General features: G+C 39.3%; 15 protein-coding genes, 1 other RNA gene and 1 other annotated feature. Of the genes, 14 read left to right on the forward strand and 2 right to left on the reverse strand.

Going from position 1 to position 19,035, the window contains the following annotated elements; all coding sequences use genetic code 11:
• The first annotated feature begins 9 nt into the window (after nt 1-9).
• The 6 genes from AC1VNJ_RS01335 (at nt 10) to dtd (ending at nt 8,551) form a co-directional block, all read left to right on the forward strand.
• Nucleotides 10-303 carry a post-transcriptional regulator gene (locus tag AC1VNJ_RS01335; RefSeq protein WP_028411692.1) on the forward strand — a complete coding sequence of 98 codons (294 nt, stop codon included), beginning with the start codon at nt 10-12 and terminating at the stop codon, nt 301-303.
• 137 nt (nt 304-440) lie between these two features.
• Nucleotides 441-2,678, forward strand: a complete 2,238-nt coding sequence (secDF, locus tag AC1VNJ_RS01340; RefSeq protein ID WP_047749810.1) for a protein translocase subunit SecDF — start codon at nt 441-443, stop codon at nt 2,676-2,678.
• Between the two features lie 141 nt (nt 2,679-2,819).
• Complete coding sequence (gene recJ, locus AC1VNJ_RS01345) at nt 2,820-5,162, forward strand: single-stranded-DNA-specific exonuclease RecJ (RefSeq protein ID WP_047749811.1); 2,343 nt, start codon at nt 2,820-2,822, stop codon at nt 5,160-5,162.
• Nucleotides 5,163-5,177: 15 nt separating this feature from the next.
• The gene (locus AC1VNJ_RS01350; protein ID WP_013059309.1) at nt 5,178-5,690 is read left to right on the forward strand and encodes an adenine phosphoribosyltransferase; all 513 of its coding nucleotides are present in this window, start codon (nt 5,178-5,180) and stop codon (nt 5,688-5,690) included.
• A gap of 185 nt (nt 5,691-5,875) precedes the next feature.
• Entirely contained in the window at nt 5,876-8,074 is a 2,199-nt protein-coding gene (locus tag AC1VNJ_RS01355) for a RelA/SpoT family protein (RefSeq protein ID WP_013059308.1), read from the forward strand.
• A 15-nt stretch (nt 8,075-8,089) separates the two neighbouring features.
• Nucleotides 8,090-8,551, forward strand: coding sequence for a D-aminoacyl-tRNA deacylase (gene dtd, locus AC1VNJ_RS01360; protein ID WP_098112962.1), 462 nt, complete (start codon nt 8,090-8,092; stop codon nt 8,549-8,551).
• Here dtd and AC1VNJ_RS01365 read toward each other — a convergent pair.
• Nucleotides 8,542-9,426: an N-acetylmuramoyl-L-alanine amidase family protein gene (locus AC1VNJ_RS01365; protein WP_328170661.1), complete on the reverse strand. Its 885-nt coding sequence runs from the start codon at nt 9,424-9,426 to the stop codon at nt 8,542-8,544. The two genes, dtd and AC1VNJ_RS01365, sit on opposite strands and share 10 nt — an antisense overlap.
• 166 nt (nt 9,427-9,592) lie before the next feature.
• Between AC1VNJ_RS01365 and AC1VNJ_RS01370 the strand changes: the two genes are divergently transcribed.
• From AC1VNJ_RS01370 to pstA, 8 genes are all read left to right on the forward strand, one after another.
• The gene (locus tag AC1VNJ_RS01370; protein WP_013059305.1) at nt 9,593-9,769 is read left to right on the forward strand and encodes a hypothetical protein; all 177 of its coding nucleotides are present in this window, start codon (nt 9,593-9,595) and stop codon (nt 9,767-9,769) included.
• A gap of 87 nt (nt 9,770-9,856) precedes the next feature.
• Nucleotides 9,857-10,089, forward strand: a binding site (T-box leader).
• A gap of 68 nt (nt 10,090-10,157) precedes the next feature.
• Nucleotides 10,158-11,426, forward strand: coding sequence for a histidine--tRNA ligase (gene hisS, locus AC1VNJ_RS01375; protein ID WP_098112960.1), 1,269 nt, complete (start codon nt 10,158-10,160; stop codon nt 11,424-11,426).
• A 12-nt stretch (nt 11,427-11,438) separates the two neighbouring features.
• The gene (gene aspS / locus AC1VNJ_RS01380) at nt 11,439-13,217 is read left to right on the forward strand and encodes an aspartate--tRNA ligase (protein WP_013059303.1); all 1,779 of its coding nucleotides are present in this window, start codon (nt 11,439-11,441) and stop codon (nt 13,215-13,217) included.
• A 119-nt stretch (nt 13,218-13,336) separates the two neighbouring features.
• Nucleotides 13,337-13,518, forward strand: a non-coding RNA gene (gene ssrS / locus AC1VNJ_RS01385) — 6S RNA.
• Between the two features lie 162 nt (nt 13,519-13,680).
• Complete coding sequence (locus tag AC1VNJ_RS01390) at nt 13,681-14,445, forward strand: tRNA threonylcarbamoyladenosine dehydratase (protein WP_028411687.1); 765 nt, start codon at nt 13,681-13,683, stop codon at nt 14,443-14,445.
• Between the two features lie 422 nt (nt 14,446-14,867).
• Nucleotides 14,868-15,752, forward strand: coding sequence for a phosphate ABC transporter substrate-binding protein PstS family protein (locus AC1VNJ_RS01395; protein WP_482640260.1), 885 nt, complete (start codon nt 14,868-14,870; stop codon nt 15,750-15,752).
• A 124-nt stretch (nt 15,753-15,876) separates the two neighbouring features.
• Nucleotides 15,877-16,764, forward strand: a complete 888-nt coding sequence (gene pstC, locus AC1VNJ_RS01400) for a phosphate ABC transporter permease subunit PstC (RefSeq protein WP_013059300.1) — start codon at nt 15,877-15,879, stop codon at nt 16,762-16,764.
• Nucleotides 16,761-17,690, forward strand: coding sequence for a phosphate ABC transporter permease PstA (gene pstA / locus AC1VNJ_RS01405; protein ID WP_025750576.1), 930 nt, complete (start codon nt 16,761-16,763; stop codon nt 17,688-17,690). The genes pstC and pstA overlap by 4 nt, the downstream gene beginning before the upstream one ends.
• Before the next feature lie 46 nt (nt 17,691-17,736).
• Here pstA and AC1VNJ_RS01410 read toward each other — a convergent pair whose 3' ends face one another.
• Nucleotides 17,737-19,014, reverse strand: a complete 1,278-nt coding sequence (locus AC1VNJ_RS01410; protein WP_033579665.1) for a replication-associated recombination protein A — start codon at nt 19,012-19,014, stop codon at nt 17,737-17,739.
• Nucleotides 19,015-19,035 lie beyond the last annotated feature (21 nt).

The following is a 19,035-nucleotide window of genomic DNA, read 5'->3' on the forward strand; positions in this document are numbered from 1 at the left end:
AGGATCAATATGACACATCCATTTATTTCAGCTTCGAAAGAACTTATACAGCCTGTCGTATCCAGCAAAATGGAAGAATTTCATATGCTCGGATATGAAGAAGTAACGGAGAACGATTTATTGAGTTATTTGGAAATGAAAAAATGGAAAAAAGAAAAGGAGCTATCTCTCCATCAAGTTGTAAATGATATTTTATCTGTTAAGATCACGCAGGTGATGAGCTATGTAACCATTGAATCTTATAAATCTGATATGTTCTCAAGTGTTAATAATGGAGAAGACTGGAAAGAATTATTAAAGTAGAGTTTGTAAAATACATGTATTAAAATTTGATAAGGTCTTTATTTGACAGACATTAGGTTATGAATGATAATTAGATTGGTCATTTATCTATTGTTATCATTTCATGTTTTTTACATAAGAAGGAGGATTTTCTGTCGATGGTTAAAAGAGGACGTATCGTTGCCTTTTTCCTCTTAGTACTGCTTGTGTTTAGTACAATCGGAACAACGATGACTGGAATTACAAAAGATATTAAACTTGGCCTCGACCTTCAAGGTGGATTTGAAATTTTATATAAAGTCAGTCCAGCTAAAAAAGGCGATGTCATTGACAAAAAGGCACTTAACAGCACGGTTGAAGCGCTGCGTCAACGTGTCGATGTACTGGGAGTTAGTGAGCCCAGCATTCAAATTGAAGGAAACGACCGCATCCGTGTTCAGCTAGCTGGTGTCACGAATCAAAAGCAAGCCAGGGATCTGTTATCAACTCAAGCAAACTTAACGTTCCGTGACGTGAACGATAAGGTGCTGATGGATGGTACAGACTTAGCGCAAGGCGGGGCAAAGCAATCGTTTGACCAAAGCAATCAGCCTAGCGTCTCACTAAAGTTAAAAAATGCGAAAAAATTTGAAAAGATTACGCGAGAGCTTTCTCAAAAACCAGCACCTAACAATTTAATTGTCATTTGGCTGGATTATGAAGAAGGAAAAGACTCGTACCAAAAAGAATCAGCAAAACAAAATCCGAAGTACCTGTCTGCAGCTTCTGTTAGCAGCGTGTTAACACAGCCAGATGTTGAAATTTCAGGTGGAAACTTCACAGTGAAAAGTGCAACGCAGCTGGCGGAATTACTAAATGCCGGGTCGCTGCCAGTTAAATTAGATGAGCTATACTCTACATCCGTTGGAGCGCAGTTTGGAGAAGAAGCTCTTCATACGACTATACTAGCGGGTATTATCGGCATCGGAATTATTTTCCTTTATATGCTGTTTTTCTACCGTTTACCGGGGCTTATTGCCATTATTACACTCAGTTTTTATATCTACTTAAACTTAGTTGTATTTGACTGGATGCATGTGGTTATGACGCTTCCAGGGATTGCGGCTCTTATTCTCGGCGTAGGTATGGCAGTAGATGCGAATATTATTACCTACGAGCGGATTAAAGATGAACTGAAAACAGGAAGGTCTGTTATATCGGCTTACCGGGCAGGAAATCGTCGCTCACTTGCGACCATTTTTGATGCCAATATTACAACGATGCTAGCGGCGCTTGTACTGTTCTTTTACGGTACAAGCTCAGTAAAAGGATTTGCTACAACTTTAATGATCGGGATTGTGCTAAGCTTTGTAACTGCTGTTTATGGTACTCGTTTACTAATGAGCCTTTTAGTAAACAGCCGCTGGTTTGATAAAAAACCAGGCTACTTTGGCGTAAAGAAAGAGCAAATTCACGATTTAAGCAAAGATGACGGCACAACGGTTTTACCTACGCGTTGGGATAAAATTGACTTTGTTAAATACCGTAAAGCGTTCTTCACGTTTTCAAGCGTGCTCGTCATTATCGGTATTATCTCAGTTGCCGTGTTCAGACTGAACCTCGGTATTGACTTTACGAGCGGAACTCGTATAGAGATTCCGGCAAATCATACCGTTACGCAGGCTGAGATACAGCGTGAAATGAAGTCTCTTGATATCGAAACGGATGACGTAGTTATTACAGGAAAAAGTAATGATACGGGTGTCGTACGTGTAGTTGGGGTCTTGAATAAAAAAGAAATTGCCAATTTAAAAGACCACTTTAAAGACAAATACGGTTCTGAACCAAACGTAAGCACCGTTTCGCCGACGGTTGGAAAAGAACTGGCGAAAAATGCGATGCTTGCGATTTTAATTGCTTCAATCGGAATTATCATCTATGTAACGATTCGATTCGAGTTTTACATGGCGCTTGCAGCCGTGCTTGCTCTGTTGCATGATGCGTTCTTTATCGTTACGGTCTTCAGCTTAACGAGATTAGAAGTTGATTTAACGTTTATCGCCGCTGTCTTGACGATTGTTGGTTACTCAATTAACGATACGATCGTTACGTTTGACCGCATTCGTGAAAACATGCAGAAATTCAAATCCAAAACGTTCGACGATTTGGCATTTATCGTAAATCTAAGTTTACGCGAAACGTTTACTCGTTCGATGAATACCGTGTTAACAGTTGTGATTGCAGTTGTAGCACTTCTTCTATTCGGAAGTGAGTCCATTCAAAACTTCTCAATTGCCCTGTTAGTAGGTTTAATTCTTGGTGCATATTCATCTGTGTTTATTGCTGCGCAGCTATGGCTTGTGTGGAAAGGTAAACAGTTGAAGCGTGAGGAACAAAAAGAAGTAGAAAGCAAGTAATTCAAAAACGTGCGAAGTGTTCGCACGTTTTTTTTGTACGTGAAAATTTAAGGCGCACTGTCAGAAAAATATGCTTATTTTCTTTCGTTGCTCCATTTCATCCACTCTAGTATAATAATGTGGGTTAAGGGGTGAAGAGACATGTTACAGTCAAAAAAACGTTGGAATGTTCAAGAATGTGATGAACAACTTGTTAATGAATTTGTAGAAAACCTCAATATTACACCTCTAGTAGCTTCGTTATTACTTAATAGAGGCATGACAACAGTAGAAGCGGCACGTGAGTTTTTACACGTTGATGCACAAACGTTCCACGATCCGTTTTTATTGCACGATATGGACAAAGCAGTAGCTCGTATTCAGCAAGCAATTGATCATAATGAAAAAATTATGATCTATGGAGATTACGATGCGGACGGCGTCAGCAGTACTTCAGTTATGTTATCTGCTTTACAGCAGCTCGGCGCTGATACTGATTTTTATATTCCTAATCGCTTTACAGAAGGTTATGGGCCGAATAAGGCAGCATTTGATAAAATAAACGCAGGCGGCTATCAGCTGGTGATTACGGTAGACACAGGTATTTCGGCAGTCGAAGAAACGGCGTATGCACGTGAATTAGATTTTGATTTAATTATTACTGATCACCACGAGCCGGGTCCGGTTTTACCCGATGCGTATGCAATTATTCATCCAAAGCTTCCGGGAAGTACATATCCATTTAAAGAACTGGCAGGTGTAGGAGTGGCTTTTAAACTCGCTCATGCGCTGTTAGGGGAGCTTCCGGAACATTTGTTAGAACTAGCAGTGATTGGGACGATTGCTGACTTAGTTCCTTTAGTCGACGAAAACCGCTTAATTGCTCGCAAAGGTCTTGACTATCTCAAGCTCACGAAGCGTACTGGAATTGAAGCGCTGCTGAGCGTATGTGGAGTAAAACGCGAAGAAATTACTGAAGATACAATTGGATTTGCCATGGCTCCTCGCATTAATGCAGTAGGACGTCTTCAAGATGCTGATCCAGCTGTTCATTTGCTTATGACAACAAATGCTGAAGAAGCAAAAGGTTTAGCTAAAGAAATTGATGCGTTAAACAAGGAAAGGCAGCAAATCGTAAATGATATTACGGAAGAAGCCGTTGAATTTGTTGAAAGTATGTATCCTCCGGATGAAAATAGCGTTCTTATTGTAGAGGGAGAAGGATGGAATGCAGGCGTTGTTGGAATTGTTGCTTCTAGGCTCGTAGAAAAGTTCTACAGACCAACAATTGTATTAAGTGTTGACTCTGAAAACCATATTGCTAAAGGTTCAGCAAGAAGTATCCAAGGCTTTGACTTATTCGCGAACTTATCTAAATGCCGTGACATTTTGCCGCATTTTGGAGGGCATCCAATGGCAGCTGGCATGACGTTAAACAGCGAGGATGTAGAAGAACTGCGCAGACGCCTTAATGAACAAGCAAGCAACGTGTTAACTCAACAGGACTTTATTCCAATTACATCAGTTGATACAGTATGCAAAACAGAGGAAATTACGCTGGAAAACATTGAACAAATGAGTGCGCTTGCTCCATTTGGTATGCATAATCCGAAGCCAAAAGTTCTCATTAAAGATGTTCATACAACATCTATGCGGAAAATTGGCGCGAATAAAAATCATTTAAAACTCGTATTTGAAGACAGCGGTGTATCGGTTGATGCAGTAGGATTTGGGTTAGGCTATATATTAGATGAAGTATCTCCTATAGCTAAGGTATCATTAGTAGGTGAACTATCTATTAATGAGTGGAACAATATGCGCAAACCGCAGCTGATGGTAGAAGATATCTCTGTAGATGAGTGGCAGATGTTTGATTATCGCAGCGCGGTTGATGTCAAACGTTTTTTTGAACAGGTATTCACAGATCAAATGAAAGTTGTTGCTTTTCACGATTCAACAATTGATAAATACAAGTCGATGCTGCCGATGGAACATGTTGTTCTTATTCAAAATGAAGAACAGGCAAAAGCATGCATGTTTGCAGGAGAACAGATCGTTTTATTAGATTTGCCTCCGTCACAGAAGTGGCTTGAAGCTTTGTTTGTCCAAGGTATTCCTTCTAGGATATACGCTATTTTCTTAACGGAAGAAGACCATTATTTTGATACAATCCCAACTCGCGATCACTTTAAATGGTTCTACGGCTTTTTAGCGAAAAAGGGTCCTTTTGATTTAAAACGCTACAAAGAAGATTTAGCAATTCATAAGGGCTGGTCGAAAGAAACGATTGATTTTATGGCAAAGGTGTTTTTTGAGTTAGAATTTGTTACAATAAACAATGGCTTAATTTCGTTAGTGAAAAATTCTACGAAACGTGATTTAATAGAATCTGCGACTTATCGCCAAAAGCAGCAGCAGATTGAAATAGAAAAAAACTTTATTTATACGTCATATGTACAGCTTAAAAATCAATTTCAAGATATTTTTAAGCGTTCGATTGAATGAGGAGGCAACATTAGAATGAATTTTAAAGATTATATTACAATTGTACCTGACTGGCCAAAACCAGGTATTACATTTAAAGATATCTCAACATTAATGGATAACGGTGACGCATACCGTGCCGCAACGGATGAGATTGTAAAATATGCCAATGATAAACAAGTTGATATTATCGTAGGACCGGAAGCTCGCGGATTTATCGTTGGTTGTCCAGTAGCATATGCGTTAGGTATCGGCTTTGCACCTGTTCGTAAAGAAGGAAAATTACCGCGTGAAGTAATTAAAGTAGATTACGGTTTAGAATACGGTAAAGACGTATTAACGATTCACAAAGATGCAATTAAGCCAGGTCAGCGCGTGTTGATTACAGATGATTTATTAGCAACAGGCGGTACAATTGAAGCGACAATTAAGCTTGTTGAAGAATTAGGCGGAATTGTTGTTGGAGCTGCGTTCTTAATTGAACTTTCTTACCTTGACGGCCGTGACAAACTAGACGGTTACGATGTATTCACATTAATGACGTATTAAGAAGAACGATCACATAAAAAAGAGTACCTGATACAGGTGCTCTTTTTTCGTTAAAAAACGTGAATACGTAAAATGGAAATGATGTAAATTTCATAAATTAGACGCAAAGGCTTTACATCCTTGGATTTTTTCAAGATAATAGTTACAATATGAATTAAAAATGCTAGTTGATAAAAGGTGATTTCATGGCAAATGAGCAAGTCCTAACAGCGGAACAGGTCATTGACAATACGAAGCGATATTTAAATGAAGAAGACGTGGCTTTTGTACAAAAAGCATATGATTTTGCAAAAGAAGCTCACAAAGAACAATATCGCAAGTCGGGTGAACCATATATTATCCACCCGATTCAAGTCGCAGGAATTTTAGTTGATCTAGATATGGATCCAGCAACAATTGCAGCTGGATTTCTACATGATGTGGTCGAAGATACAGAGATAACACTAAAGGATTTAGAAAAAGCTTTTAACGAAGAAGTAGCAATGCTAGTAGACGGCGTAACGAAACTTGGAAAAATTAAATATAAGTCTAAAGAAGAGCAGCAGGCTGAAAATCACCGCAAGATGTTTGTGGCAATGGCTCAAGATATTCGAGTCATACTGATCAAACTTGCGGATCGTCTTCATAACATGCGTACGCTGAAGCATTTACCGCAGGAAAAGCAGCGACGCATTTCAAATGAAACGCTTGAAATTTTTGCTCCTCTTGCTCATCGTCTTGGTATTTCAAAAATTAAGTGGGAGCTTGAAGATACAGCTTTACGTTACTTAAATCCTCAGCAATATTATCGCATTGTCAATTTGATGAAGAAAAAGCGTGCGGAACGCGAGCAATATTTGGCTGAAGTTATTGATGAAGTTCGTGAGCAAGTAGATGAAGTGTCGATTAAAGTTGAAATTTCAGGACGTCCAAAACATATTTATTCCATTTATCGTAAAATGGCACTGCAAAACAAGCAGTTTAATGAAATTTACGATTTACTAGCTGTGCGCATTATTGTAAATAGTATTAAAGACTGCTATGCGGTGTTAGGGATTATTCACACGTGCTGGAAACCAATGCCAGGACGTTTCAAAGATTATATTGCGATGCCAAAACAAAATATGTACCAGTCTCTTCATACGACGGTTATCGGACCAAAAGGTGATCCGTTAGAAGTTCAAATTCGAACATTTGACATGCACCAAATTGCTGAGTATGGAATTGCTGCTCACTGGGCTTACAAAGAGGGAAAAACAGCTGAGCATGCTTCATTTGAAGAAAAGTTAACGTGGTTTAGAGAAATTTTAGAATTTCAAAATGATGCAAACGATGCAGAAGAGTTTATGGAATCTCTAAAAGTTGATTTGTTTTCTGACATGGTTTATATTTTTACGCCAAAAGGCGACGTCATTGAGCTTCCTTCGGGTTCTGTTCCAATTGATTTTTCCTATCGTATTCATTCTGAAATCGGAAATAAAACCATTGGAGCAAAAGTCAACGGCAAGATGGTTACGCTTGATTACCGTTTGAAAACGGGGGACATTATCGAAATTTTGACGTCTAAGCATTCATATGGTCCAAGCAAGGACTGGTTAAAGCTTGCTCAAACGTCTCAAGCCAAAAATAAAATTCGCCAATTCTTTAAAAAGCAAAGCCGCGATGAAAATATTGAAAAAGGCAAAGAGCTGGTTGAAAAAGAAATTCGTCAAATGGAGTTTGACTTAAAAGAAGTATTAACAGCTGATAATATCAAACGAGTAGCGGAGAAGTTTAATTTCTCAAATGAAGATGATATGTATGCAGCTATTGGATATAACGGATTAACTGCGGCTCAAGTAGCTAATCGTTTAACCGAGAAGTGGAGAAAGCAGCGCGATCAAGAACAAGAGATCCAAATTGATGACATTGCACGCGACACTGCGGCTAAACGTGTTCGCCAGCATAAACGAAAAGATTCCGGTGTTATCGTACCGGGTGTAGAGAACATGCTGATTCGCTTGTCTAAATGCTGTAATCCAGTTCCCGGAGATGAGATTGTTGGTTTTATTACAAAGGGGCGGGGAGTATCTGTTCATAGAGCAGATTGTTTAAACGTTCACACAGATGATGCTGAAAGCCGTCTTATTCCTGTAGAGTGGGAAACACATATTAAAGAGGGCAAAGAGTTTAATGTGGAAATTGAAATTTCGGGCTACGACCGTCGAGGCTTACTAAATGAAGTTCTGCAGGTTGTAAACGAGACTAAAACGAATATTTCAGCCGTTTCAGGAAAATCGGACCGAAACAAAATGGCTACGATTCATATGTCAATTTCTATTCATAACATCAGTCATCTTCATAAAGTGGTCGAGCGCATTAAGCAGCTTCGAGACATTTATTCAGTTCGCCGAATTATGCATTAAGAAAGGTCGTTATACATGAGAGTAGTCGTACAAAGAGCAAAGAGTGCAAAAGTAACTGTTGCAGGCGAGACGGTCGGCGAGATTGAGCACGGATATATGCTTTTAGTCGGTATTACCCATGAGGATACTGAAGCCGATGCAGAGTATGTAGCAGACAAAATTGTAAATTTGCGAGTGTTTGAAGATGAGTCTGGCAAAATGAATTTGTCGCTTCTAGATGTAGAAGGAGAAATTTTATCGGTATCTCAATTTACGCTTTACGGAGATTGCCGAAAAGGCAGAAGACCAAACTTTATGGAAGCTGCTAGGCCAGATCATGCTGTAACGATTTACAACTATTTTAATAAAGTATTAGCAGGAAAAAATATTCGAGTAGAAACCGGCGCATTTGGCGAAATGATGGACGTATCATTTACGAATGACGGACCGGTCACACTTATTGTAGAAAGCAAAGAAAAAACGCAGGCTCACAGATGAGTCTGCGTTTTTTCTTTGTTTTGAAAGTAGTGATTTAATCCTTCAGCGATAGCGGATGTAATCATTTGCTGATAACTGATGGAATTAATATACGTTTCTTCCCGTTCGTTGCTTAAAAAGCCCAGTTCAATTAATGTACTCGGACGTGTATTTTCGCGAAGAACATAATAGTTTCCAAATCGTTCTCCTTTGTCTTTCAATTTTGCATGTTCAATGAGTGACTGATGAATAGAATGTGTGAGTGGACTGTCCTGATGCTGATGATAATAATACGTCATAAGGCCAGTTAGCTGTGAGCTGTTCGTACTGTTGTAATGAACGCTTATAAAAGCATCTGCTTTAGTCGATTGCAGCGTGCGCTGTGAAAGCAGAACGTACTCATCACGGGTGCGGGTTAAAATGACGTGTGCGCCTTCTTTTTGAAGTTTGTTTTGTAAAATCAGCGCTGTTCGGAGAGTGAGATCTTTTTCATATGTGCCCTGTGTGCCGATGGCTCCTTTGTCTTTTCCTCCATGGCCTGCATCAATAATAATGGTTTTGCCCTTTAGGTGCTGCAAGCTTTTACTCAGCGTATAAACAGGCTGGCGCTGCGCTACTTGCATGCTAGGCTGAACGCTGCGGAGCGCTACGATTTTCGTGAATTTTTTAAACACCCAGCCTTGAATACCCGAGCTTTCTACATAATACCAATCTCCTTGACGGTCTGAAACGGATAGTCTTGTATTCTTCGTCAATTTATTTGTAATTGAAAATGAACGTCCTGGACCGCTGCGTACATGAAGAGAGTCAGCTGTTACAACAATGGGTTGATGCACCGGTACATTGGGGCGCTCAAATGAGGAAGAGCACAGTAACAAAAGGATACTTGCAGCCAAAACAGATACAGACTTCATGTTAAGATGGCGAATAGATAGACCTCCTTTTTATAACAAAATAGAGTATTCGATGAAAAGAAAAAAAATCCTTTCTCTTATGTAAAAACATCTTTTTTGGGCAATGCTAATAAAAGGATAAGTAAGTGTAGGCAGGGAGGAAGAAACGATGAAGTTTAGTGAAAAAGGTGAACAATCATTTCAGCAGGTAAATCCGGTATTTGGCATTCATTTTCATGATTTTATTGATAGAGAAAGTGAAGCTTCATCCCTTGAATTGGCTTCTGAATTTGGTTTAACGCTTCGAGATATTCAGAAACTAAGAAAACAATTAGACCGCTCTTAACATGAAAGGTGCTTGACAACTGCTCATTTCATTCGTAATATAGAAAGCAATTGCTAAATTAAAATGAATGTATAACATTTTTATATTGATAAGCCAAAGATCGAGAAAAGTAGTAAAGATGACACATGGCTAGAGAGGAAATGTCTTAGGCTGAAAGCATTTCTACATGATGACTTTATGAAAGAACACTCAGGAGGCTTCACTCTGAAAAGGGAAACTTAGTAGGAGATGAACGTGTTCGTGCGTTAACGAAATGAGTGGAAACATGTCATATGTTTCAATTAGGGTGGTACCACGTGAGATTAACTCTCGTCCCTACTATGGAAAAATAGTAGAGGCGAGAGTTTTTTTGTATTGTAAATTTTAAATATAGGAGGCATATCACGTTATGTCAGTTCAAATACCTAGAGGCACACAAGATATTTTACCGGGCAAAGTAGAATATTGGCAGTTTGTTGAACAGCGAGCAAGAGAAATCTGCCGTGCGTTCAACTACCAAGAAATTCGTACACCAATGTTTGAACACACTGAATTATTTTTGCGCGGAGTGGGAGAAACAACGGATATCGTGCAAAAAGAAATGTACACATTTAAGGATCGAGGCGACCGCAGCTTAACACTTCGTCCAGAAGGAACAGCTGCAGTTGGACGATCATTTGTTTCAAATAAAATGTTTGGAAATCCAACGCAGCCAACAAAGCTGTTTTATATCGGTCCTATGTTTCGTTATGAACGACCTCAAGCGGGACGTTTCCGTCAATTCGTTCAGTTTGGCGTAGAAGCATTAGGGGTAAATGATCCAGCTATCGACGCTGAAGTTCTTGCCCTGTTAATGAGCTTTTACCAATCGCTTGGATTAAAAAAATTAAAGCTGGTTGTTAACAGTTTAGGAGATACAGAAAGTCGTCAAGCTCACCGTCAAGCACTTATCGATCACTTTGCACCTCGCATCGGAGAGTTTTGCAGCGACTGTCAAAGCCGATTGGAGAAAAATCCTCTTCGTATTTTAGATTGTAAAAAAGATCGTGACCATGAACTGATGGCTACAGCGCCGTCTATTCTTGATTATTTAAACGACTATTCAAAAGAATATTTTGAAAAAGTACAGCAGTACTTAACCGATTTAGACATTGACTATGTTGTAGATCCGACGCTAGTACGCGGGTTAGATTATTATAATCACACAGCATTTGAACTAATGAGTGAAGCAGAAGGATTTGGCGCCATTACAACTCTTTGCGGCGGAGGCCGTTATAATGGGCTGATTCAAGAAATCGGCGGACCTGAAACACCAGGTATCGGATTCGCTTTAAGCATTGAACGTTTATTATCTGCATTGGAAGCAGAAGGAATTGAGCTTCCGGTAGAAACTGGCGTAGATTGCTATGTAGTGACAATGGGCGATGAGGCGAAAGAAAAATCTGTTTCAATTGTAAATACGCTTCGACGTGCAGGTTTTGTAGCAGATAAAGATTATCAAGATAAAAAAATGAAAGCTCAGTTCAAAGCAGCCGATCGTGTACAAGCAAAATTTGTTGTTGTTCTAGGTGAAGATGAGCTAGCAAAACAAATTGTAAACGTAAAGAATATGGAATCTGGCGAACAGCAAGAAGTATCAATTGATCAATTGGTTAGCTATTTGCAGGAACAAGTATAAGGGGGAACCATGATGACAAAACGTTCATACTACTGTGGAGATGTAACAGAACAAGCAACTGGCGAAACAGTTCTATTAAAAGGATGGGTTCAAAAGCGCCGTGATTTAGGGGGATTAATTTTTATTGATTTACGCGACCGCGGCGGAGTTGTGCAAGTTGTATTTAATCCTGAAAAATCTGCTGAAGCGCTAAAAATTGCTGAAGATGTACGTAATGAATTCGTACTGGAAGTGCAGGGAACTGTTGTAGCTCGTGAAGAGGGAACCGTTAACCCGAACTTAAAAACAGGTAAAATTGAAGTTCACGCTGAGCAAATTACGGTGTTGAATAAAGCCAAAACACCTCCTTTTGCCATTGCGGATCAAACGGAAGTATCAGAAGATGTTCGATTAAAATATCGTTATTTAGATCTTCGACGTTCTGAAATGTTTAACACGCTTAAAATGCGCAATGACATTACAAAAACAATTCGCGACTTCTTAGATCAAAATGACTTTTTAGATGTTGAAACACCTATTTTAACAAAAAGCACGCCAGAAGGTGCACGTGATTATCTTGTGCCGAGCCGCGTACACGAAGGTGAGTTTTATGCTCTTCCTCAATCACCGCAAATCTTTAAGCAGCTGTTAATGGTAAGCGGAGTTGAGCGTTATTATCAAATTGCTCGCTGCTTCCGCGATGAGGACTTGCGTGCAGATCGTCAGCCTGAATTTACTCAAATCGATATTGAAACATCATTTTTATCTCAAGAGGACATCATGACAATGACGGAAGAAATGATGTCTAAAGTAATGAAGCGCGTAAAAGATTTAGATGTAACGACGCCTTTCCCGCGCATGTCATATGATGAAGCGATGAGCCGCTATGGTTCAGATAAGCCGGATACACGTTTTGAAATGGAGCTAGTCAACTTATCAGAGCTTGTGAAAGACTGCGGGTTTAAAGTATTTAGCGCAGCAGTTGAAAACGGCGGAGAAGTAAAAGCGATTAACGTAAAAGGTGCCGCTTCTAGCTATTCACGTAAAGATATCGATGCTTTAACAGAGTTCGTGAAAATTTACGGTGCTAAAGGGTTAGCATGGCTGAAAGTTGAAGCAGACGGCTTAAAAGGACCTATTGCAAAATTCTTCAACGAAGATGAGCAAAAGCAATTTGCTGAAGCTCTTCAAACGGAAGAAGGAGATTTACTTTTATTTGTAGCTGATAAAAAGTCAGTTGTAGCAGATGCACTTGGCGCTCTTCGTCTAAAGCTTGCAAAAGAACAAGGGATTATTGATGAAACGAAATTTAACTTCCTATGGGTAACAGATTGGCCTCTTCTTGAGCATGACGAAGAAGACAACCGTTACTACGCGGCTCATCATCCATTCACAATGCCAGTTCGTGAAGATTTACCAATGTTAGAAAGCGATCCTGGACAAGTCCGTGCACAAGCATATGACTTAGTGTTGAATGGTTACGAACTTGGCGGAGGATCTTTACGTATTTATGAGCGTGATATTCAAGAAAAAATGTTTAAAACGCTTGGATTTACATTAGAAGAAGCATATGAGCAGTTCGGTTTCTTACTTGAAGCATTTGAATACGGTACTCCTCCTCACGGCGGAATTGCGTTAGGTCTTGACCGTTTGGTTATGCTTTTAGCAGGACGTACAAACTTGCGCGATACAATTGCCTTCCCTAAAACAGCAAGTGCAAGCTGTCTATTAACAAACGCACCTGGTGAAGTAAGTGAAGCGCAATTAGACGAGCTGCATTTGCAGGTAAAAAAGCAAAAAACAGAAGCGTAATCGATTAAACCATCTGTTAAATCGAGCCTGTCACTGGAGCACGACAGGCTCGATTTTTTTTGTTTTACTTATTAATTGCAAAGTGATTTTTTCTGTGATAAGATACTTTCAAGAACTAAATAGTCCTGATGTGTTCGTCCTTAATCCAGTTTTGACCGAACAATTTTTTGCTTGGGAGCTCGGAGTTTTTAACGAGCGTACATGCCTCATCTCGAGGACTTACAATGGTTAAAGCAGAGCACCCACCTGCCGAGAGCGGGTTCAAAACGAAGGCACTCGAGACGGCACGATCGGGACTAGCATACATATAAGAAATCCTCTATGTAATGATTTGCATAGAGTTTTTTTATGGAGAAATAACGAATGCTCATGTTCGTTTTGCTAAAAATATGGTATAGTCAATTTCGTTGTTTATTTGAATTAATCATACACGTTGGTGTATTTAATAGAGGAGTGTTTTAACATGTTGCATCAGTTTTCGCGTAATGAACTGGCGATAGGAAAAGAAGGGTTAGCTACTTTAAAAGGCAGCACGGTTGCTATTTTAGGGATAGGAGGAGTAGGGTCGTTTTCTGCTGAGGCTTTGGCTCGGTCAGGAGTAGGTCGTTTAATTCTTGTAGATAAAGACGATGTTGATATTACAAACGTAAATCGTCAAATTCATGCGCTGCTTTCGACGGTAGGTCAGCCCAAGACAGAATTAATGAAACAGCGTATTTTGGATATTAACCCAGACTGTGACGTCGTTTCTCTTCAAATGTTTTATACGGAAGAAACGTATGAAGAGTTCTTTAGTTACAAACCGGACTTTGTAGTGGATGCATCCGATACGATTTCGTATAAAATTCATTTAATGAAAGAATGTTTAAAACGTGATATTCCGATTATTTCAAGTATGGGTGCTGCGAATAAAATGGATCCAACACGTTTTAAAATTGCAGACATTTCAAAGACGCATACAGATCCGATTGCAAAAGTGGTTCGTACTCGTCTGCGTAAAGAAGGAATTCGCAAAGGAATTAACGTCGTTTTTTCTGATGAACGTCCAATCGTTATTCGCGAAGAAGTTCGCAAAGAAGTAGGAAACGATCAAGCGCAAATTCGAAAAGCGAAAATGCCCCCATCTTCTAATGCTTTTGTTCCATCTGTAGCGGGATTAATTATGGGCGGTCATGTTATCAATGAATTATTAAGTAATATTAAGATTCGCCGCGTAGGTGATCAATAAAAAGAAGGCTATCGCAGCCTTCTTTTTTTTATGGAAATATCTGTTCTATTTATGCTTTGGATGGAATCTTCTGTTTGATATGTATAAAAAGTACTAATAAATTGAAAAATATGGCTTGGTGGTGAATTTACACTGTAGTAAAAAAAGAGATTTATGTAAATTTATTTAACGCTTTATTTACATAAAATTTACGTTTTGGCTTTCTTTCTGTTGTATCTTCTACAGTAATATTCAGAAAGTCTTATATATCAAGGGTTTTGATAGAAATAAGAAAAAATAAACCCCAAATAAGTAAGTTTACAGTAACTTAAAATTCACTTCATATAAAGACAACAATCTACTCGTATAATGTGTCTTGTACCTGTTGTTCGAGTACAAAGGACTAGTACTAATTACACATATATTTATTGGAGGGTAATGTAATGAAAACAAAGGGTTTTAAAGTAACATTAGCAGCTTTTTTAATGGTAGGAGCACTAGCAGCATGTGGTAAAGACGGAGCAAGCAACGACAGTGGTTCGGGCAGCAAAGAAGAAGTGTCAGGTACGTTAACAGCGGCGGGATCTACAGCTTTACAACCACTTGCAGAAGAAGCAGCGAATGGAATTACGGAAAAATATCCAAACCTTTCAGTAACGGTACAAGGTGGAGGTAGTGGAACTGGTGTTAACCAAGTAGCATCAGGAGCAGTTGACATTGGAAACTCTGACGTTCCAGCAGCCGATAAAATCGAAGATAAATCAAAAGCAGATAAACTTGTCGATACGAAAGTAGCGGGCATTGGGTTCGCACTTGTTGTAAATAAAGATGTAAAAGTAGAATCGTTAACAAAAGAGCAAATTCAAAAGGTTTTCTCTGGTGAAATTAAAAACTGGAAAGAAGTTGGCGGAAACGACGAAAAAATTAACGTAATCAACCGTCCAGCATCATCTGGTACACGTGCTACATTTGAGAAAACATTAATGGGTGACGCAAAAGTAAATGACAGCGTTGGTACAGCTCAAGATTCAAACGGAGCGGTTGAGCAATCAGTAAACTCAACTCCAGGAGCAGTAAGTTACCTTGCTATGTCGTATTTAATTGGCGATAAAAAAGAAAGTTTAAAAATGCTTAATATTGATGGTGTGGAGCCAACAACAGAAAATATTGTTTCTAAAAAATATCCGTTCTGGTCTTATGAGTACATGATTACAAACGGTGAGCCAAAAGATGGTGCAAAAGAGTACATTGATTATGTATCTGGTAAAGACTTTGCTAAGCAAGTAGAAGATATGGGCTATATCCCAATGACTGAATTCAAAAAATAAAAGTGTTTTTAAAAAGAATAGGGCTGACTAACACAGTCAGTCTTATTCTATTTGAATGTTAATAAAGTATATAGCAAATAAAAAGAAAAGCGAATATATACTGAATATGTAAGGAGACAGAGCGATGAAGGGGAAAAAATCCATTAATTATGTAAAAAGCGAATACATTGGCCGTACGCTTTCTACATTTTGCGGTATTTTAATTGTACTTGTTACGTTAGCTATTATCGTATTTATTTGTGAAAAAGGCATACAGTCATTTTTACAAAGCAATATATCAATCGGTGAAATGTTGACTTCAACAAAATGGAGCCCAAACAATAAAGAATACGGGGCACTTGTGTTTATTCTGGGTTCAATGCTTGTATCAATCGGAGCCGTTATTATAAGTGCTCCAATTGGAATTGCTATTGCCATTTTTAACAACTATATTTCGCCTAAATTTGGGTCAACGGTTTTACGACCGGTTTTAGAGCTTTTAGTCGGAGTTCCTTCAGTGGTATACGGTCTTTTAGGGGTTACCATTTTAGTGCCGCTTCTTCGCGATAACTTCGGCGGAGTGGGCTTTAGTTTGATTGCCGGAATTATTGTCTTAAGCGTCATGATTCTTCCGACAATTGCAAGTATTGCTGACGATGCAATTCGAAGCGTAGCACCTGAATATTTAGAAGCTTCTTATGGACTAGGTTCAACAAGATGGCAGGCAATTAGCCGAGTTATTATTCCATCTGCTAAAACAGGTATTTTAACAGGTATCGTGTTAGGGCTTGCCCGTGCATTCGGAGAAGCGCTAGCTGTTCAAATGGTTATCGGAAATACGGTTAAGCTTCCTGAAAGCTTATACAGCCCAACGGCAACATTAACAGGTATTTTAACAATGGATATGTCTAATACGTTAAACGGAACGGCATGGAATAACGCATTGTGGACGTTAGCCATGATTTTACTGCTTATTTCTTTCGTGTTCATTTTAATTATCCGAGCAATTGGGAAACGAGGTGCTCATCAATGAGAAACAAAAATGCACGCACAGTAAATAATATATGGACAGGTATTTTTTATGGCATTGCCGCTCTAGTTGTGGCGCTATTAGTGTATTTAGTTGTTGAAATTATCGCCAAGGGCTGGGGATTTTGGGATCCGAACTTTTTATTTGGAAAGCCAAGCAATACGATGGCAGGTGGCGGTATTGGACCGCAGCTGTTTAACTCGTTTTACATGCTTGTTTTAACGCTGATCATTTCTATTCCTCTTGGTTTAGGAGCCGGAATTTACTTAGCGGAGTACGCGAAGCAAGGTCGTTTCCTAAATTTCGTCCGCTTATGTATTGAGACAATGGCGTCATTACCGTCCATTGTAGTTGGTTTATTTGGATTATTAATTTTCGTCACATTTTCAGGCTGGGGCTATACGCTTATCGGCGGAGCACTTGTGATTACAATTTTAAATTTACCTGGTTTAACGCGCGTATGTGAAAGTGCGATTGCATCTGTTCCTGCGAGTGTAAAAGAAGCGAGTTTAGGCTTGGGTGCGACTAAATGGCAAACAATTGTCAAAGTAGTGATTCCATCAGCGATTCAACAAATTATCACGGGCGTTATTTTAACAGCGGGACGAATCTTTGGAGAGGCAGCTGCGCTGATTTATACAGCTGGCTTAACGACGCCGATGTTAAATTCAAATGCCGACTTAACGAGTCCTGTAAACCCGTTTAATATTTTTCGACCAGCGGAGACGCTTGCCGTCCACATTTGGAAATTAAACTCTGAAGGAATTGTACCTGATGCGAGATTGATTGCAACAAAGTCAGCTGCTATTCTAATCATTATGGTTCTGTTGTTTAATATCATCGCTCGTTTAGTAGCAAAACTTTTAGACAGCTACTTTAAAGGTTCAACAAAAACGAAAAAACGAAAAGACGTTAAAAGTGCAGCTTAATAGATAAAGACAAAAAAGAAAATGGCTTTGAAACTGAGCAACAGTTTCAGCCATTTTCTTTTTTTAATGTCTCTAAACGATTGAAAACTTTTGAAAAGTATTTTTCTTGTCCATTTTGTTTAGGATGAAAATATTGTTTGTTTTTGATGCGATCCGGTAAATACTGTTGAAGGACCCATCCGTTATCAAAATCATGCGGGTATTGATATTCAACGCCTCGTCCAAGGTTCTCTGCTCCTTTGTAATGAGCATCCTTCAAATGAATGGGAACGTCGCCGGACAACCCTTTTTTAATATCACTTATCGCTTCATCTAATGCTTTGTAAGCAGCGTTGGACTTCGGTGATAGGCAAAGCTCAATAACGGCGTTTGCAAGCGGGATGCGTGCTTCTGGAAGTCCTAATCGCTCAGTTGCTTGAATAGCTGCTAGTGTCCTCATGCCGGCATCCGGATCAGCTAGTCCAATGTCTTCATAGGCAATGACTAAAAGGCGACGATTGATGCTGATCAAGTCTCCTGCTTCAATTAGCCGTCCCAAATAATGAAGAGCGGCATTTACGTCGCTCCCGCGAATCGATTTTTGAAAAGCCGATAATACATCATAGTGAGCGTCACCATTTTTATCATGTGAAAAATACTTTTGCTGCAGACATTCTTCTGCCGTTTGTAAGGTAATAACGATTTTACCATCGCTTTCACTTGTTGATAAAACAGCTAGTTCCAGAGCATTCAAAGCCGAGCGCACGTCACCGTTACAGCTGTTGGCAAAGTGGTTCATGGCGTCATCTTCTACGACGATTTTTCTATCCCCAAATCCATTGGATGAGTCGTTGAGTGCTCTTGTTAGCGCCATTTTGATATCATCTGGCGTAAGAGATTTTAATTCGAAGATTTGGCATCTGCTTCGAATAGCAGGATTAATCGCGTGATAAGGATTGCTTGTTGTCGCTCCGATTAGAATGATCATGCCGTTTTCTAAATAAGGAAGCAAAAAGTCTTGCTTGGCTTTGTCAAGGCGATGAACTTCATCTAGCAGAAGAATTACTTTGCCTGACATTTTGGCCTCTTCGGCGACAATTTCCATATCTTTTTTATTGTTTACAACGGCATTTAACTGACGAAACGCCGTGTTGGTTGTTTTTGCAATAGCTGTGGCAATTGTTGTTTTCCCGACGCCTGGAGGCCCATATAAAATCATCGAGCTTAAGTGATTTGCTTTTACCATTCGATAAATCATTTTATCTTTGCCAACTAAATGCTGCTGCCCGATAACGTCATCTAAATGAGTCGGACGCATTCGAAATGCGAGAGGTTTTGTAGACATGTTTTTCTCCTTTCTTTTCTT

The organism is Priestia sp. 3CA3 (assembly GCF_056836725.1).

Bases quoted from the DNA above. Each gene is read 5' to 3' on its own strand.
- secDF (WP_047749810.1), top strand. From the start codon at position 441: ATGGTTAAAAGAGGACGTATCGTTGCCTTTTTCCTCTTAGTACTGCTT.
- AC1VNJ_RS01370 (WP_013059305.1), top strand. From the start codon at position 9,593: ATGAAGTTTAGTGAAAAAGGTGAACAATCATTTCAGCAGGTAAATCCG.
- hisS (WP_098112960.1), top strand. From the start codon at position 10,158: ATGTCAGTTCAAATACCTAGAGGCACACAAGATATTTTACCGGGCAAA.
- AC1VNJ_RS01355 (WP_013059308.1), top strand. From the start codon at position 5,876: ATGGCAAATGAGCAAGTCCTAACAGCGGAACAGGTCATTGACAATACG.
- dtd (WP_098112962.1), top strand. From the start codon at position 8,090: ATGAGAGTAGTCGTACAAAGAGCAAAGAGTGCAAAAGTAACTGTTGCA.
- AC1VNJ_RS01335 (WP_028411692.1), top strand. From the start codon at position 10: ATGACACATCCATTTATTTCAGCTTCGAAAGAACTTATACAGCCTGTC.
- AC1VNJ_RS01410 (WP_033579665.1), bottom strand. From the start codon at position 19,014: ATGTCTACAAAACCTCTCGCATTTCGAATGCGTCCGACTCATTTAGAT.
- AC1VNJ_RS01395 (WP_482640260.1), top strand. From the start codon at position 14,868: ATGAAAACAAAGGGTTTTAAAGTAACATTAGCAGCTTTTTTAATGGTA.
- AC1VNJ_RS01350 (WP_013059309.1), top strand. From the start codon at position 5,178: ATGAATTTTAAAGATTATATTACAATTGTACCTGACTGGCCAAAACCA.
- pstC (WP_013059300.1), top strand. From the start codon at position 15,877: ATGAAGGGGAAAAAATCCATTAATTATGTAAAAAGCGAATACATTGGC.
- pstA (WP_025750576.1), top strand. From the start codon at position 16,761: ATGAGAAACAAAAATGCACGCACAGTAAATAATATATGGACAGGTATT.
- recJ (WP_047749811.1), top strand. From the start codon at position 2,820: ATGTTACAGTCAAAAAAACGTTGGAATGTTCAAGAATGTGATGAACAA.
- aspS (WP_013059303.1), top strand. From the start codon at position 11,439: ATGACAAAACGTTCATACTACTGTGGAGATGTAACAGAACAAGCAACT.
- AC1VNJ_RS01390 (WP_028411687.1), top strand. From the start codon at position 13,681: ATGTTGCATCAGTTTTCGCGTAATGAACTGGCGATAGGAAAAGAAGGG.